The organism is Hymenobacter segetis, assembly GCF_054776495.1.
In genome coordinates, this window is record NZ_BAAHBV010000005.1 from 1 (window position 1) to 17,556 (window position 17,556).

Consider the following 17,556-nt stretch of genomic DNA (forward strand, 5'->3'; position numbering starts at 1 on the left):
GTTGTTCGTCCGAGGAAACTTGGCTGTCTGCTGTTCCGGCACCCGTCCCCCGTGTCTCATAATCAAACGACTTGACTGTAACCGGAGAAGACAAGTTCGTGCATGACTGTGCTATTAACTGAAATCTGCATAAAGCAAATACAGCAGTGAATACAAGTTTAAATAGCGTTGAGCGTTTGTCAAGAATCATAAAAGGCAATGTTTGTAGTTTATTATGTATGAGATAAAAACAAGCATTTTGTATTAACTGCCGATATGATAAGTATTCCCATTATCAATAATATCAAAGGAAACTAAAACGATTTTTAAACCACCCTTAAGCGACTGCGCGATAAATCGCAAATTATTAACGGTCAGATTCTCCGTCTTTCCGCGCAGTGCGGGAGCCAACTGATTTATTTGGCCATAGAAGCCGGCCGCATCAATCGCTGCATATCCCGCTGAGTTGCTAACCGTAAGAGAACGCACTCCGGTTGTAAGGGAAACGGTTTGCAATTTCGCGTTGAAGTCATGGATAAAGGGCCGGTAATCGCTGCTAGTGGACGCAGTACCCAAATATTTTGTCCGGTTTGTGCGTAACCCGATGGCTGTGGTACTTTGGGTCACATTGTCTTTGTGATAGGACGTTGCCCCCACGGTCATTGCCATTTCGTAAGTATTGCTGCTGGGAAGCATGACTGTAGAAGCTGTCAGGGACAACAGTGAAATATTCGCCCGCGCATAATCTACCCAGTCCGACAGATATGGCTGGGATGACAGGCCATTGGGCATCAGCACATCGCCCTTGTGCAAGATGCGCAAAACGTCATACTTAGCCGTGTTTGCTCCGCCACTTGGTACGAGATAGTACTTTCCCATGCCCGAACTACTTGTTTGCACAGCTACTTTCGCTAAAGTAATCGGCACACGCATGAACTTGTGAACTATCCCAATACATATTAATACAGTAGTGTTTAACACCATGTGTAGAGAACAATAAGTGAGATTGTGCCAAAGAATAAAAACCGTACTTATTCTACTTTGTAAAGCGCTGCTGGGCGTCCGGCTTGGGCATCAAGCAAGGCCTCAAAGGAAACGAGGGTATACGTCGTTGCTCCGCTTACTTTATTGGTCATAAACACCATGTTTTGCACTTTCATGTCGTGAACGGTGGGTCGGAATGCCGTAGGCAAGCGGTTATAAAAGCCGGACACATCCATGTGTGCAAAAGGCCCCCCGAGCGTGAAATGGTCAATGCCCGCCGGCGTGCTCAAGGCTAACTGCGCATTGAAAGCTTGGACAAAATCACTGTTCTGGGGAGTCTTTGCCGTTTCATTCGCAGCGTTGGCATCTGTATTATTGCGCAGCCTAATTATCGCGTCTGTCTTGTGGTAGGTCGTAGACCCTGCCTCCATGGATAACTCGTTGGTATTCCCGCTAGCGACTACCCGGATGCTGGAAACCGCACTGCTGGCTGGCAAGGTGTTCGAAACACTGGTCGGATAAATTTGTATCCGATTGCGGGCATAGTCAGCGCCCCCGGAGATAAACAGGTTGCCACTATTGCTCCCGCTATTGGGGGTGTTTACTTCCACCAAATCGCCCTTGTGCAAATAATGAAGCAGGTCACAAGCGCCCTGACTATTCATCGTGCTCACCAACGTCAGGTAGTAGGACCCGATGCCACCTGCTACGGTAGCCGTTGCTACTGCGTTACTGCCTGTACTGGCAAGAATTACGCCCTCATTCTGGGCCTTGCTTTGTTTCTCCGGGTAGAGCCAGGCGGCCATGACGTCCTCCTTCAGGTACGTTCCCTGAAACTCGTCCTGCGACCGGACCGCAACGGGCTTCCCGGTGTTCTGGTCCAGGGCGAGGTTCTCCTCCAGGTGGTAGATGCCGTCTTTGTACATGCGCACCGATTTCACAATGGCCGGGTAGCGCACCACTTTCGACGTCACGTGGGTGTAGATAGCCGCTTCGTTTTTGGTGGCCGATAAGCGGGCCGTGACAAACGGAATGGGAAAGATGAAGACAATGCCGAACGTGTTGTCAAACTCCATGCTTGCATCCAGGCTGAAATCCTTGACCGCGTGCTGGGCCATGGTGAGGTCCACCTCGCGGCCCGGCAAGTGTGTGCCGAGTTCGTCCCCTTGTCCCGGCGCATTCCACCGTACGGGCTGCGCTTGGTCGGGCAGGAAATATTCCTGCACCTGCTCGGTGATGAGCGTGGCCCCCGTCCCGTCGTTGATGTGCGCGTAATCGCCGGCGTACGTAGCCGTGCGCTTGGGCTGCCCGTGCATGCTGTTGAGGATGACACTAAAGCCCTGCGCCGCAAACTCGTTGTTGACCGTGGAGGAAACCAGGCTGCCAAAGCCGGGCTTGTAGTAATTTCTCCGTTCCAAGGTGGTGTTCTCGTACCGCACCGGGTAGTCGTGGGCCGTAAAAAACTCGGAAACCGTAAAGCCCGGGTTGGTTTTGCCGCTGTGGATGCTCCGCTCAATGACCCGCGAGTACCCCACCGAAGGCGCGGGCAATACCGACTCGCCCAGCGGCCCTTCGGATTGCTTGCGGTCCTCCCCGGAGATGATTTTCGAAAACAGGGTTTGGCCCCGGCGGGGAATGAACTGCACCAACGGGTTTTCGCCGCGGGAGGCCGCCGGCTCGTTCGTGGCCACGCCACTGCTCAACTTGCTGCCTGCCAGCTTGTAAATGTACTCACTGCCATACAACACGGCCTCGTTGTCAAGCGCGGGGTCGGCGGCGTAGGTGAGCAAGCGCCGGACCCGTACGCCGCCCCCCTTTTTGGAGAAGGGGACCGGAATTTTAAAGTACGACAGCCGCGGGTTCAGTTTGGCGCACATGTTCGACGGGTCCAGCACACTGCCCACGTAGCTGGCCATTTGCTGCACAATCTGTTTAGCGCTGGCATTATTGCTGGGAACCCCCGCCACCCGCGGGTCGCAGTTGCCGCTGGGGGAAAGCTTGCCCCGGCGCTGGGTCTTGACAAAGTCCTGGCACACCTGGTTCGGCAGCGAGTAGCCAGACGAGTTGGTATTTCCCACCGTCACTTCGATGAGCCGGCGGCCATCTTTCTGCACCACCCTGGCGGACCGCAGGTTGACGTAGCCGGAAAGGTAGTCGGTGTTGCACATGGTCGGCGTGGGAATAGCGGAACCGACCAGGCTGTACAGAAACTTGAAGAAGATGGGCCGTTTGCTTGGTCCGTAAAACGTGTTAATGGCCGTGCACAACGAATCAACCGCATCGGCGGCGGCCGGCGAGGCCGGCACCGTGGGCTCCGCGACGCCGACGGACTTCGGGTCAATATAAAAGGTGTTGCCAGTGCCCGCCGCAGCACCAGTGGGCGTGATGTCCCCGTTGTCTTTACCCGGGTAGAGCGAAGCCAGGGCGTGGGTCATTTCCCCCTGCACGAAAGCGTAATCGTCCTGTTCGTACTGGACGTGGATTTCGGCTTTGGAAGGCAGCTTAATGACCTTCAGCTGCCAGGCGGCGGGGTCAAAATCATTAGAATTGGGCCGCTGGTTGACCCAGGTTTTTAAGCTGTCGTACCGGTTATTGCCGAGGATATCGGGGTTGAACTGGTAGTTGCCCCACGCATCCACATTGGTGGGCCGATACCCGGGGTTCTGGTCATTGGCATGACCGGACCGGTTGTACTTGCCGTACTCGGCCACGATGCGGTCGTGGTAGGGGGCAGGGTAGATACTAAAGTCCGTGGGGTAACGGTACGTGAATTCGTAGGGGTTGACTTTGGTGTTTACTTGCCCTTGGTATTCAAACCACACCCGCGAAAGGGTCAACTTTCCGCCTTTCTTGAGCGGGCGGTCCGTGGCCGTCCAGCTGTTCGGCACATCGGGGCACAACTCGTACGTGTACTGGAATTTTACCGTCTTGAGGGGTTTGGCGGTCGATTTCAGCGTCCAGGTTTTCGATTGCGTGTCAAACCCCTGAACATCGCCGTTCGCATACAAATCAATCTGGTCGAGTTTGTACAGGAGTTGGTCGCCCTTGGCGGCGGACGAGTTCCGGGCCGTCGCGGTGTTATCAGCATCGCGTCCGTCTTCGCGGGCACTCACTTGGAAAATCGCCGTATGGGTTTTGGTGTGAACCGAGTACAGGTACGCGATTTCTTTATCGCCTTCCGAGACGCTGCCCATGTCGTCCAACGGGTCCGAAAGCGAGTTTTTCTCGTACACGTGGCCGGTATAGGGCAAACGCCAGTGGTAAGGAGTCCCATCCAGGGAGTTCTGTTTTTTGTAATTGAACTTCGTGAACCCCCCAAAATCATCATCACTTGGCCCGTCGAGGGTGCGGTCAACGTAGTCCGGGGTCGTGGCCTCCGTCAGCAGGTACGTCGCCGCGTAGGCCGCTTCCCGTTCCTCCCCAATCTTGGTGTCCTGGCTTTGGTTGTAGAGAATGAAGCCGTGCTCGCTGAAACCGGCCCCGGCAGTACCCTGCGCGCCGTACTGCAAGTTCTTTTCGTGGGCGGAGTAAAGCGGCAAGCCGTACGTATACCGGCGACCTTGCTCGTTGACCACCGAAAGTTCGCCAATGCGTTCGTTCCCTACCCCAGCATAAGCCAGGTCCGCCACATCCGCACTGCGGCAGTAGCGCGCGGCAGGATGCCCCATCTGCCCCCGGGTATGGTACCCAATATACGAGCCGCGCTTTTCCCGGGCATGAGCAGGCAAAACGGTGGTTGCGGTGGCCGCTTGATTCGTTGCCTTCAGCAAGGCCGCCCCGTATTGCGGGTTGAAATTCTGAAAATCAGTGGTGGATAACGAGGCCGATACGGCTTTGTCGTCCGTGTCCTGCTGGTCGGGATTGGCCGTGAGTTCGTTGGCAAACTGAAAATAGACGCCTTCGCCGTAAGCATCCCCGGTGTTGCCCCCAACGTCAGAGAAGCTTCTTTTGGGAGGCGGCACCCGTGAGGCACTCAAATCACTCCAGGAGCCTTCCTCCAGGCTTTGCGTCCCTACCCCACCGTCGTAGCCAATGCCCAGATTTCCCTGCGGAGAGAGGGGCACGTCGAACTCTACGGAAATATTGGCGATGGCGACACTGCTTTTCTTGCGGTTGGGGGCAAACTCCCCCACCCGGTCATGGTGCAGCCGAAAAGCTCCCCCAATGCCTTCCCCACTCACGCTGAACACGTCGGCGTTATTGAAGGGAATGCCCAGAAAAACATCACGTGTATTATAAGACGACGCTTTCTCGGTGTAATAATCCGAAACCGAAGTGCTGCCTGCATGCGCCGCGTACATATAGCCGGCCGCCGATAAATCGGTTTGCGGAACGTTTTCCTGGTAGGAATAGGTGCCAAACACGTTGGCGGTGACCCCGGCCGGAAGCCAGGTCGGACTGCCCTGCACCCCGGTTCCCACGTTAAACGAAGCCCCCGTGTATTCGCTCACCTGCGTCGAGCGATTGGTCTCGCCGTAGTCCAGCATTCCGTGGTTTCCCCCCAACAAGCTTATCGTGGCCGCCTTATTGAGCATTTGCATGGCTTGCCGCTGCATCCCCCCGGTCGCCTTTTCCTCCTTGCTGGCGGTGGTCGGCGAAGGGTTTTCCGTAGGGGGGGTGGCATCCTTCTTCTCCATTGTGAACGGATGCGACAACAAGGCCATGGGGTTAATGCTGGCGGTGAAGCTATGGCCCTCATCCGTCCCATTATACCCCAGGGAAATCAGCCCTTTGCCCAGGCTGACGCCAATGCCGTAGTTCGTGCCAAAGCCTTTGTTGTTATTATAACGCAGCGCGCCGGTGCCGTTGAGCTTGCCGATGTTGTCCGTGCTGAATAGCTCGACCCCAACGCCAATGCCAATGGTCGCGGTCCAGTTTTTGGGGACCTTGTTCCAGTACTTTACCGTTTCGTTGTCGTAGTCGTCCGGAAAGCCCCGGGTCCCGCGGTTAATCGCGCCCGGGTTCAGCGTCCAGCCGTACCCGACCCAAGAGGCCTCTTCTTCCGGATTCCCTCCGCTATGGTAAGACAGCGACAGGGGGTAGGAACTGCCGTTCGGCCCGGGGACTTCCAGCACGGGAATGCTGTAGTTGAAATCCCCCGTGAATTGGTCGACCATGCCGGCGGTGCTCACCGGCGAGAAGCTCGAAAATTCGGGTTGGCTGGGCCCGCTGGTCAGGGCATAGCTGATGCCCGGCAGGAAAATATTGGCAACAGTGTTTACTAGCAGGGATATGGCTATCCCTTTTCGCGCGGTAGGTCGCAAAAGCATACTGGAAAAGTAAGGGTTTACTCAAATAGTGACGTGTGGGGGCGTGGAATGCACACACCGCTGCCTAAAGACGCGTAGTGTGACTGGAAAAGTACCCGTCGTCCGAGAGAAATCCAGTTCGGTCAGGAGCGAATTGGATGAATAGGGGAGCCTTGTAGGATTGAGACGAACAACCGACAACTCAATGGAAAGGAAAGTCAGCACGACTACCTGCGACAATATTACAGGACTTGCATGAAGTAGCAATGGATTAGCTAACATTTATTTTTAGCAGTGGTCTACGGGCATATCAGGAGCGTATTGGCGCTATACTGTGCTAACCATAATTTACTTAGGCGGTCGTTGGTTCAGTGAGCCGGTCCACAAAAACGGCAGTAACTGCGGGCGGGCCAAGGACCAACGCATGGCCTCCGTTTACCGGGCCATTTACGGGCCGTGGCGTTAGACGTAGTTACCCGCTACGTGCAGGTGGTGAAGCTGCCGGATTAGCGCAATTCGCAGTGCCGCATTGTATGGACCACGGGCGGTTCGCGCACGACCATGGCCAACCTGGCAAAAGAAAGCGGCGCACACTGCCTCGCTGCTGCTTTATCGGCGGCTGAAAAAAAGCTCAGCACAAGCGGTGGGAAAACCTCGAACTGGATGAGATTGGACGTTCTTGAGCCGCAAGCAGCGAAAGGTGTAGCCGTTCGGTAACCCGAAGATGGAGCGTGCCGACACACTTGGCAGAAACCACAAAGGTGCGCCATACTGATACCCCCTCCCCTACTGGCTGCGCGAAGCAAAACAGGTGATTTTAATGGGTCAAGAAGTGGGTTCTGAAAGTTTTTGGCATGTTGCTTTATGAGCTATAGTTTCTGAACCATATAACGCATAATTAGCTACGCACACGTCTTGATTGCTGAAAGTAGCCAGCTGCAAGGCCAAACGCGACTTTTGGACCAGACTTTTAACCAAAGCCAGCGTCACCGGCCTACAAGCGAGGTCCGGGCCGGTTTTTTTGCTGCGTCGGCTGCGTCTGGGCGGGCTGCTGCAATAGGTGCACGGCCCGGCGCAGTTGCTGCACGGCGGGGTTATCCTTCAACGCGTCGAGCTTATTGACCACGGCCAGCACCTTCTCCACGTTCTCCCGGTTCAGGCCCTCCAGCGCCGGCCTGGTCAGCAGCTGCCGGCTAACTTCCTGCAGGCGGGCCGCATGTAGCAGCGCGGCACTTGCGCGCAACTCCCGGGCCACCTGGCCCGCCGCTTCGATAAACGATTGCCGGGCCTGGTCGTGAGTGGGGGAGTCCCTGGGCACCAATTTCGGCCCCGCTTGGCGCTGCTGCTCCTGCGCGGCGACCAGCTGCCGACGCTCGGACGCATCCGGCCCCGGCTCAATGACCGTAGTTCTGGGATTTTGCCGCAACGCATCCAGCGCGTCGCTAATGGCGGGAAGATGCAGCGAATCCAGTCGGTAGCGCAGGGTTAGCTCAGTGGCAATCTCCCGGGTTGCAGTCGGTTCCAGCTTCACGGCGTGGTCAATGGTGAACCCGACTTTTTCGAGGTTTTCGCGCAGGGTAGGCAGCAGCGCCACAGCGTCGCGGCTTTCCCGCAGCTCGACCACGAGCAGCCGCTCGCCCTGGCTCCGGGCCTGGGCCTGCGCCGCGTGCTGCTGCGTGATTTTGCCGCTGCCCTCGATAGGTGAGTTGTCCCAGTGCTGCTGGCCAAAGCCGTACTGGTCCTCGTAGATGCCACCCAGCTCGCGCTGCACCACCCGCTGCAGCTGGTCTTGCTTAAGGTCCTGGTTCCAGTCTTTGCCTTGGCTCTTCACAAGCTCCACGCGGTGCTCAAAGGCCAGCGCCTGGCTGGCCGCCTGGTTGAAAGCGCCCAGCGCCTCGCGGCTCATCGGCACGTGAAACTGGTAAGTGTGCGCTCCAAGCTTGTTGGAGTGAATCAACTCGTCGCGGAGGGTCTGGCTGCTGGTCGGATTGCCCGGCTCCCCATTCTCCTGAGCGTACTGCCGGGTGGCCTGGTCGTTGTAGCTTTTGAGGTGTTGGCTGAGCGCCTGCACGCCGGCCGGGTGGACGGCCATGATTTCGACGGTCAGTAGGTGCTCGTGCTCCCGAACCACTTTCATGGGGTTCTGCTCGCTGGCCAGGCTCGCCAGAAGCCGAGTATCGAAGTGGTGGCCCTGCGTGTCGTTGTCGAAGGCGGCGCGGATGGCCGGAATACGCTCCTCGCTAAGCAGCCGCTTCAGCTCGAAAATCTTGTTCTGGGTGAGCGTGCCGGCCGTCGAGCCGTACAGGGCGCTTTCGCCGGGGTGCAGCTGCGCGTAGGACAGCGTATCAAGGGCCGATTCGCTGATTACTAGCACCGCCGCCGGCCGGCCCTCGGGCAGCTTGCTTAGCCACAGCGAGCGGGTGAACTGGCTTTCGGGGGCTTGGCCCTTGAAGCCTTCGCCCTTCAGCTCTAAACCCACTACCCGACCCTCGTGGTAGGCCGGAAAAGCGATGTTGACGTAGGTTTTGGCCGGCATTCCCTCCTTCTGCACCGTGTAGAGCTGATTGAGGATGCGGCCCGCGAATTGCGGGTTGGCAATCGTGCTTTTGGTAATACCGCGCCCTTCCAGGTAGGCCGTATTTTCGAGCGGCCGGCAGTGCTGGGTGTAGATGCTGTGGAATTTCTCCCCCGGCGCGGTTTCCGCGATGGGCGGCAGGTCGAGCCGGGGGCGCTGCGCCTCGGGCAGGTTGAGGTAGGCGCGGAAGTGCTCGTTGACCGATTGCCAGAGGTTGCGGCCCGGCAGCGGGCCAAGGCCGGCGATGCGGTCGGAGCTGACCCGGTTTTTCATCCAGTCGATGACGCTGCCCTTGTCGCGGTCGTCCTGGGAGTTGAAGTACATCCAGTCGCCGCCCCGGCCCTTGAATACCACCAGCGTGTCATCGCCCTCGAAAACGTGCCACTTGCCTTTGCCCAGGTGCTCGCCTTTTCGCAGGGCATAGCCGAAGTGGCTCAGTAGTTCGGGCAGCTCAACCTGCTCCTTAATCTTCTGGAAGGTGAGTTCGTGTTCCATGGCAAAGCGGATTAGTTTGAAGGATGGAAGGCAGAAAAAAGAAGCCCGGAAGTGGGCTTCCGGGCTTGTAGGGTGAGAAATGGAGGTTAAGGGGGAGGCCCGGCTAGTGGCGGGGTCCCCGGGTTTTCACCTGGGGCACCTCGGCCTTCACGGGGGCCGGGGTCACGGTCTGGGTGGCTTTCACCGTCTTCTCGGCCCGTGGGGCCTGGCGCTGGCCCAGCTCGTGGGCGGCCGGTTTCACCTCGATGCAGGCCTTGGCGGCATTCACCTGCACGGTGCCGTCGAACTTCTGGCCGCCGTTGCCGCTGGCCATGTTGGCCAGCGCCACCACCTTGCCTTCGCGCAGGTCTTGGCGCTGCTCGGGGGTGAGCTTGACGCCGGCCACTGTGTCGTGCAGCGTCACTTTGCTTTCGGGCAGCACTACCACCTTATTCATGGCCTTGTCCACGGCCACGTAGCCGTTGAACTTGCGGCCCTGCTCGTCCTTGAGGCCCCGAATCAGGCCGGCGTTGCCCTCGGTTTCGAGCCGCTGGCGCTGCTCGGGCGTGAAGGGCTGGCCGCCAATCTCGTTGGGAATGACCAGCTTTTCCTGGGGCAATTCCATTTTAAGCGTGGCCGTCCCGTCGGCCTCGCGGTGGAGCACCATCTTGCCTTCGAACTTCACCGGCTCCTGCCCTTCCTTGCCCACGACTTGCATGGGCAACAAGTCGGTTTTCTCGCCGCTGAGCAGCTTTTGCAGCTGCCCGCTGCCCGTTAACTCAGCCAGATTCAGCCCGAGAGAGGCCAGCACTTTCTGCGGCACTTCATCGGCTTTGAACAGTGTCGGTGGAGGGGCCGGCACCGCGGCGGTCTTGCGGGCGACCTCGCCCACACCGGGGCCAGTCGCCACGCTGGGGGCCTGGGCATCCGGGGCCGGCGAACCAGGCGAAAGCTCCGGCTGCGCCGCCCCGGCCTGCCGGGTCAGGCGGGCCTGCAAATCCTGACGGGTTTTCTCATAGTCGATTTCCAGATTCTGGCGGGTCTTCGGGCCGCCGTTCAGGTGGGCGTAGAAGTTCTTGAGAAACGCCGACGCGGGGTTACCGCTGGTGTCGATGTCAAAAATGCTCTTGCCATCGCGGATGACCTGCTCGGTAGTTTTGCCCTGCTGCTGGGCCAGCTGCTGCACCCGCTGCCCGGCGGCGCCCTGCTGCACCTGCTCCGGAGCCGTGAGAGCGTGCTTGGGCACGGCCGATAGCTGGGCACTGAGCGCGTCCCACTGCTTCACGCCGAAGGCTTCCCGAACCTGCTTACTGCGCTGCGGCTCGTAGTCGTCATCGTAGCCCACTTCCTGCCGTCGGGCAGTCGCCTGCTCGGGCTCCTCCACGACGGCCATGCCGTTCCCCACTTGTCGGAAGCCCTGCAGGGCGGCTTCGAGCTGGCCCAGCTTGTGCGACTCCGGGTCGTAACTCACCGCGAAGCCGCCGCTGAGCTTGCCGGCCAGGTCGCGCTCCAGCTGCAAAGCGCCCACCGCCACGCCGGCTTCCTTTAGCTGGTCGAGGTAGGCCCGCATTTCTAGTAGCGGAGCCACTTCGTCGCTCTTCTGCTGCCAGGTAATGCGCAACTCTCCGACCGGCTCCGCACTGGCCGCAGCATACGGGGCTGGTATGGGGGCCACGGGCGGGTGCTCGCGACTTTGCCCCTCCCCTACCGGTTGTTGCCGCTCCGGCGCGTCGGTGCTTTCGCCTAATTCCGTTCGGGCCTCGTCACGTAACGCATCCGCGTAAGTGGCCCGGCTCTCGTCGGGTCCTTGCTGCGCGCGGTCGGCCACTCCTTCCAGTTCCACTTCCGACTTGGTGCGAACAGTGCCGGTAGTGGTAGCTACTTCGCTGGCCAGCTCCTCGGCCCGCGTCGTTAGTTCAGCTTGCTGGGTAGCCTGTGGAGGCACTTGGCCAAATACCTGCAACCGCTGCTCGGGCTCGGTGGCGCTGTAGCCCACGCGGCCCTGCTCGGTGATTTTCCAGTTGTCGCCCACTTTTTCCAGCCGCGTAGGCTTTTCTACCGTGAGAAACTTGTCTTCCCGGCCGGGGAGCCGGTTGGTAGTAAAGGCCCGCATCAGGGCATGGTCGAAGGCATTCAGCAGCCGACCATCCGCGCCGGGGGCCGGCAGCAGGGCCGCCTGGTTGGGGTTGGCGGGGTTGACCTGAATCTCATAGAGGGAGTGCCTGGCGGGCTGCTGCTGCAGGCCCTGGCCGCTGAGGTTGCCGTTGGAGGTTGGCACCGCACTCATGTACCAGCGCTCCGGCGTGGGGGTATTCACTTCATCTTGCTCAGCCATAGGAGGAATGGGTAGGTGAATAAAAGCTGCCCTTCCGACCGGCGCAGGCGCGGCCAGCCCGGAATTCGACGCTGCAAACCTACCGGCCCCCATCAGGCCCTGGGGAGAATATTGACGAGTGGCCGAAATTGGGCCGTGAGGTGCCGCTCCGGCACACGAACGGCACGAAGCCGGGGCGCAAAACCCGGCTTCGTGCCGTCCAATAGGCCACCTGTCCAGGCCTTACTTTTCTGCCTTCTCCTTGATGAGGTGCCGCAGCGTGGGTTCCTGCCCGATGCGCAGCAGCTCGCGGGCGCACAGTTCCTTCACTTCGGTTTTAACGCGGTTGAAGTTGGCCTTTATCATCTCCTCGGCCTCGTCCTTGCCGGTGGCCGGGTTAATGAAGCTGGTGATGTCGGGGATGGGTTGGTAAGCCTGGGCCTCGGTGGTCACCGCCTTCACGTCCACCTGAATGCGGGCGTGAAACACCTTCTGGTCGATTTCCTCGCCGAAGTTGTCGGCCACCGCCCCCACGAAATTGCCCTGCGTGAGGTTAGCAATGGTGCTGGCCGGAATCATGCTGTCCATCTGGGTGGATAGACTGGTGCTGGTTTCGCGCATGTTGATGCTCAGGCTCTGGCGCTGCTGCAGAATCTTGCCAAACCGCTCGCTCAGCCACTTGCCGCTGTTGCCCGATACCTGCCCGCTGAACACGTTGCCCACCGTGTTCTTGATGACTTCGGCTTCCTTCTGGCCGTAGTCGCGCTCCAGCTGCGAGAAGTCCTGGAAGCCCAGGCAGGTGCTCACCTTGTTGCTACGCGCCGTAGCAATGAGGTTGTCCAGCCCCTTGAAGTAGATGGTGGGCAGCTCGTCGATGATGATGGAGGATTTGCGCTTGCCCTTCTGGTTCACTAGCTTCACCAACCGGGCGTTGTAGAGGCCCAGCGCCGCCCCGTAGATGGCCTGGCGCTCGGGGTTATTGCCCACGCACAACACTTTGGGCTCCTCGTTGCTGTTGATGTCGAGCGTGAAATCGTTGCCCGACATCACCCAGTAAAGCTGCGGGCTAGCCAGCCGGCCCAGCGGAATCCGGGCCGAGGCAATCTGCCCTTCCAGCTGCTCAATAGCATCCTTCTGGAAAGCCGACACGAAGGGCTTCACTAGGTTCTCAATCTCCGGGTACGAGGCCAGCACCGGGAAAATCTCCTCGTAGTCGCGGCTCAGAAACTCAATGACGTGGGGGAAGGTGCAGTACTTGCCCTTCTCAAACAGCTTCAGAAACCAGATGATGGCCGCCACGAAGTTGATGGGAGATTCCACGAAAAAGTCGCCTTGCTTCTGAATCCAACTCTTATTCAGGTTGAGCATGATAGTGGAGGCACTTTCGTAGGCATCCACGATGTCGGTCATCAATTCGGGCAGCAGCGGGTTGCAGCGGTGGCTTTTGCGGGGGTTATCGAAGTTGATGACGTAGAAGCCCACCGGCTTGTCAAACTTGTCCTGGTGGCGCAGCAACGTGTTATAGCAAATGCGGCTCAAATCATCAAACTTGTAGTCGTAGATGTACATGCAGAAGCCCTTGGCCAGGTGCTGCCGGATGAACTCGTTGATGATGGCAAAGCTCTTGCCCGAGCCGGGGGTGCCTAGCACCATCGTGGCCCGGAACGGGTTCACCACGTTCAGCCAGCCGTGGTGCTGCTTGCCGCGCAGCTGGTACTCGGTGCGCAGGTTCACCGAGTACTCGTTTTCCATCAGCCGCTCCTCCTGCGGGAAGCTCTCGTTGGCCTTGTTGAAGATGTCCTTCATCAGGTTGTTGTTGAACAGCCGGCTTAGCCAGGCCCCGGCGCTCAGCAGCAGCAGAAAACCCGCCGACAGCAGCCCAGCGTAGAGCGCCGTCGTCAGCCCGGCTCCCAACGAGAAGCCGCGCACCACATCCGACCCGTAAATCAGCGCCAGCCCGGTGGCTGCGTAGCCCGCCACCGAGGCTCCTTTGAGCTTTTCATTGGCCCGCCCCCGCGTGCCAAGGCAGCTCAGCAGCAAGAATACCACAGCCAGTGTCTTGCTCACCCAGCTGGCCTTAAACAGGAACGTGTTCCGGGTAAAGCTCTCCAGCATATGCTCGACCACGGCCGGCGTCCAGCCCATGCTTTTGAAGTAGCCGAAGCAGTAATAGTAGATGTTGATGCCCATCAGCACAATGGCAAACAGGCGCATAAACTCCATGATTTTGCGCAGTCCTTTCTCGTCTTCCATCGCTTGAAACGCTTGGTGAATCAAGCAACCTACCCCCGCTGGCAGCACCCGGCGCGGATTATTTGACGAGCGGTCCAAAGTCAGCGGTGAGGTGCACGTCGGGCACACGAATGAACTGCCCCACCCGTCCGGCCGCTACCCGGCGGGCCCCTTCCGACGGGGGCGCTTCATCGGCTCGCTCCGACTGGCCTTCGGCAGCACGGCTGGCGTGACCGCGCCGGGCACCCGCGCAACTTCCGACCCCAACGCCGCCTGCAGCCCGGGCGCGGCCAGGGCTTCGCGCAGCTGCGCCCCTTTAAAGCCCACCTCCTGCCCCCGGACGGCCACGCCGTTCAGTTCAAAGCTCACGCCCCGCAGAACGCCGCCCTTGTCATGGGTATACCGCACTCCAATCAACTCTTTTTGCAATTGCAAAGCCAGCCACTCCTCCCCTCCCCTATCGGCTTGAGCGAGTAAGTGCTGCAACGCCCGGCTGACCTGCTCCCGCGCCGCCTCCTTCGTGGGGTCCAGCGCCCGCAGGCTGCGCCGCCGCTCCGGGATGGGCTCCATGCCCAGCTCCTGACTTATCTGCCGGGTGATAGCCGGCTGCCGGTAAAAGTTATTATCCGTCCGCAGCGCTGGTCCCCCATCAATCGGCACCCGGTTCAGGTAGATGTGGACGTGTGCGTGCTTCTTATCCCGGTGCTCATAAACCACCACCTGGTGCCGGTCAATGGGCGCGCCAATCAGCTCACAATACCGCTGGGCAGCGGCCACTTTCTGCGCTTGGCTCACTACCTCCCCCGCCTTCCACGAGAGCACGGTATGCCACACCGGCTTCTGAATCCTTTTGCTCTGCGCCGCCACGGCCCGCATATCCTGCGCCATCTCCCCAGGAGTGCCCGGAATCAGATTAGCCACTACTAAAAGTGGGGCCTCCCCCGGCTCCTTGCCCCGGCCCTGGCGCTGCCCCGCGCCGTAGGTTAGCGCCCCCTCGAAGTCATTGCCGGTGGTGGTCTTTGCAATCATACCAGGTACCCTCTGATGATGGCTAATGCCTGTACCAATTGAGCTTCGTGGGAGCTAAAAGACTTACCAGCCTGCGCCAGCCGCGCTATCTGATTCAAGTTGGTGCCGATGCCTACCAGCTTTCTACGTAACTCCGGCGGGATACTTTCTTTGACCTGCACCCCACGACCCACGTCGCGCAAATAAGTCGACACTTTCTTGTAGCCGGCGGCCGTAGCTTTTGCCTGCAAGTCCTTTTTCTCATCCGGGCTCACCCGCACGTCAATACGCAGAGTACGGACTGCTTCAATGGTATTCTCAACTTGCTTCTCTGGTTCCATAATGATTCTGGGGACGTTAGTTTACCCAAGTTTGCTAAAACTACTTTAGAATTGCGAAACGTAAAACTCTATACGCTAAACTAGCAAGCCAAGCCATGTGAGCCTGCGAACTTGGTGGTGTCATTGACTCGGGCAAACGAAGTTTGTCCGGACAATGACATGGCTTGCTGACCGATTGAACGGGCTACTGGAACGGGGGCGTTGCACGGTGCTAGGGCTAGAACTATAGATTAGCACTTATGCCACATTGCAACTTTGACACAATGCAACTTTCCACCTCCACAGCTATCAATCAGGAATGATGCCATTCGTGGCGTTTAATATTTTAATATTGCCACATTGCACCGTTACAACTTTGCCCCTTTGCAACACAATTAACCAACATAGAGAAGTATGACCTACTGGATAAATTGCAACAGTTCACCAAAGCAACTTTGCAACTTTACTGAATTTTGCGCTTCAAATTATTTGCCATAATGTTGCTTTGCAACAACGCAACATATTACCTTTGCCACATTGCAACTAAGCAACAATACCACATTAGCTTATTGATGCTTTGCAACTTTGCACCTATACACCTTTTTATCAATGCGACAAGTTGTATAGGTGCAATGCCATAACGCAACTTTGTTGCTATGCCCCAATGAAACTTTGTTGCAATCACACAATACAACTTAGCGGCATTGCAACAAAGCCACATTACAACTAGTAACCCAGCCTTCATCAATCTCCCGGTCCCACGCATGAATCAACCCCACGTACTCGCATTTGCCACCCAGAAGGGGGGCGCTGGTAAGTCGACTATCGGCACGCACATGGCCTCGGCGCTGTGCTACTACTATGGCTACAAAGTGGCCATGGTGGACTGCGACTACCCGCAGAATTCCCTGCATGCCTACCGCCTCGAAGAGCAGAACCGGCTGCAGTCGGAAGCGCCCTTCCAGGCCCGCCTGCTGAAGCAGGGCATCCCGCCGTACCCGGTTATCATTTCCAGCGTGGAGAAGGCCGTGAGTTCCATCGAAGGGTTGTTTGAGCAGGATTATGATTTCATCTTGGTGGATACGCCCGGAACGGTGAACGTGGTGGGGCTCCCCGAGCTGCTCCGGCTGGTGGATTACATCTTCCTGCCGATTGAGCCGGACAAGGGCTCAATTGCCTCCACCATGTCCTACATGGGCATCCTGGGCCAGTTTGTGCAGGCCCGCGATGAGGACTCCAACCTGCTGGGCTTCTACGCCTTCTGGAACAAGTTCGTGAAGTCCGAGAAAAAGGGAATTTATGACAAGACGGAGGAGCTGTTTCAGGAGAAAGGCTTGCCCTTGCTCAAGAGCCGGGTCGAGCTGCTGATGACCTACAAGGAAAACCGCTCCACGATGTTTCCGCTGCCGGAACGTGACCTCAACCGGCTCGGCCTGGGTCAGCTCATCCTGGAAATCCTGACCCTCGTGGTAGGGGAGGGGGCGGTCACGCCCTCGGGTAAAACCATTGCGTTTACGGCCCCGGCCGTCGAGTCAGCCCCCGGCGCGTAGCCCTACGGCTCATCCACCGCTGCTTTTCCTCTAAAAATTCAAGTCTGTATTCTTCTTCGTCATGGCCAAAGCCTCCATCAAGAAACCCAAACTCACCCCGGAAGAACAAATGGCTGAGTTGGCCCGCCTCACGGGCTCCGTTGCGGCCATCAGCCACATGGGGACCAGCCAGCCCTTCGTCCTGCCCACCCCTGCCCCGGAGACTACGCCCACGCCGGCGGCTACGGCCCTGGAATCGGCACCGGTGCCAGTCGAAGCCGCACCCGCGGTCCCGGCAGCAAAACCGGAACCGTCGGTGCAGGTCGCCCCTGTTGCCGCAACAGAGCCCGCGCCTAAATCGGCTGCTGCTCCCGCGCCAGCCGCCAGTGCAGCCCCGTTGGAACCGAAGGGAGAAAAAGCATCGGCCGTTGCGGCACCGGCACCGCCGGCTGCCGAGTTGCCCGTTGAAGATGACCAAGAGGAAGAGGAGGTTGAAGTGGAAGCTGCGCCGACGCCAGTTGCCACGGGGGACGGCAAAGACAAGCTGGACCTAACCTCCCTGTTTGCGGATTCGGCGGAGAAGAAGACTTTTCAGATTCGCATCACGGCCAGCCACCAGCAGTTTTTCCAACAGATGGGCCTATTGCTGGGTGGGGGAGCCTCCTCGACTGATGTTATTCACAACATCCTCGCCCAGTTCAAGGCGGCGAACGAGGCCCAGATTCAGAAAGCGTTTCAGCGGCAGCTGCGCCAGATGATGTCGCCCAAAAAGTAAGCGTATCCGTTAGGGGCTATTCCGCCGGCCCGGCCCGATTGGGGGGTCGTCGGTTCTTCCTTCCCTATTTCAAACTATGCCCTCCGCTGCCGGCCTACCTGGGCAGGGTAGGGGAGG

Annotated in this window: 10 protein-coding genes; 2 read left to right on the forward strand and 8 right to left on the reverse strand. The window is 58.6% G+C overall.

The annotated features are described in order from the left end of the window. The 8 genes from ACYU70_RS21700 to ACYU70_RS21735 form a co-directional block, all read right to left on the reverse strand. The coding region (locus ACYU70_RS21700) for a hypothetical protein (RefSeq protein ID WP_460616125.1) at positions 1–190 on the reverse strand (190 nt) is incomplete at its 3' end. A 53-nt stretch (positions 191–243) separates the two neighbouring features. Further along, positions 244–912, reverse strand: a complete 669-nt coding sequence (locus ACYU70_RS21705; RefSeq protein WP_342297162.1) for a hypothetical protein — start codon at positions 910–912, stop codon at positions 244–246. A gap of 98 nt (positions 913–1,010) precedes the next feature. Then, positions 1,011–6,233: a hypothetical protein gene (locus tag ACYU70_RS21710; protein WP_342297164.1), complete on the reverse strand. Its 5,223-nt coding sequence runs from the start codon at positions 6,231–6,233 to the stop codon at positions 1,011–1,013. Positions 6,234–7,206: 973 nt separating this feature from the next. Then, entirely contained in the window at positions 7,207–9,282 is a 2,076-nt protein-coding gene (locus ACYU70_RS21715) for a toprim domain-containing protein (RefSeq protein WP_342297166.1), read from the reverse strand. 103 nt (positions 9,283–9,385) lie between these two features. Continuing rightward, positions 9,386–11,596 (reverse strand): DUF3945 domain-containing protein, encoded by a 2,211-nt coding sequence (locus tag ACYU70_RS21720; protein ID WP_342297167.1) that lies wholly within the window; start codon positions 11,594–11,596, stop codon positions 9,386–9,388. A gap of 222 nt (positions 11,597–11,818) precedes the next feature. Further along, positions 11,819–13,828: a conjugal transfer protein MobC gene (gene mobC, locus ACYU70_RS21725; RefSeq protein ID WP_342297169.1), complete on the reverse strand. Its 2,010-nt coding sequence runs from the start codon at positions 13,826–13,828 to the stop codon at positions 11,819–11,821. Positions 13,829–13,963: 135 nt separating this feature from the next. Next, positions 13,964–14,836, reverse strand: a complete 873-nt coding sequence (locus ACYU70_RS21730; protein WP_342297170.1) for a relaxase/mobilization nuclease domain-containing protein — start codon at positions 14,834–14,836, stop codon at positions 13,964–13,966. Next, entirely contained in the window at positions 14,833–15,156 is a 324-nt protein-coding gene (locus ACYU70_RS21735; RefSeq protein ID WP_342297171.1) for a plasmid mobilization protein, read from the reverse strand. The genes ACYU70_RS21730 and ACYU70_RS21735 overlap by 4 nt, the downstream gene beginning before the upstream one ends. Positions 15,157–15,899: 743 nt before the next feature. Between ACYU70_RS21735 and ACYU70_RS21740 the strand changes: the two genes are divergently transcribed. Both ACYU70_RS21740 and ACYU70_RS21745 read left to right on the forward strand, forming a co-directional pair. Further along, positions 15,900–16,685 carry a ParA family protein gene (locus tag ACYU70_RS21740; RefSeq protein WP_169533839.1) on the forward strand — a complete coding sequence of 262 codons (786 nt, stop codon included), beginning with the start codon at positions 15,900–15,902 and terminating at the stop codon, positions 16,683–16,685. A gap of 61 nt (positions 16,686–16,746) precedes the next feature. Next, on the forward strand, positions 16,747–17,439 hold the full coding sequence (locus ACYU70_RS21745; RefSeq protein WP_342297174.1) for a hypothetical protein: 693 nt from the start codon (positions 16,747–16,749) through the stop codon (positions 17,437–17,439). Positions 17,440–17,556: the final 117 nt, after the last annotated feature.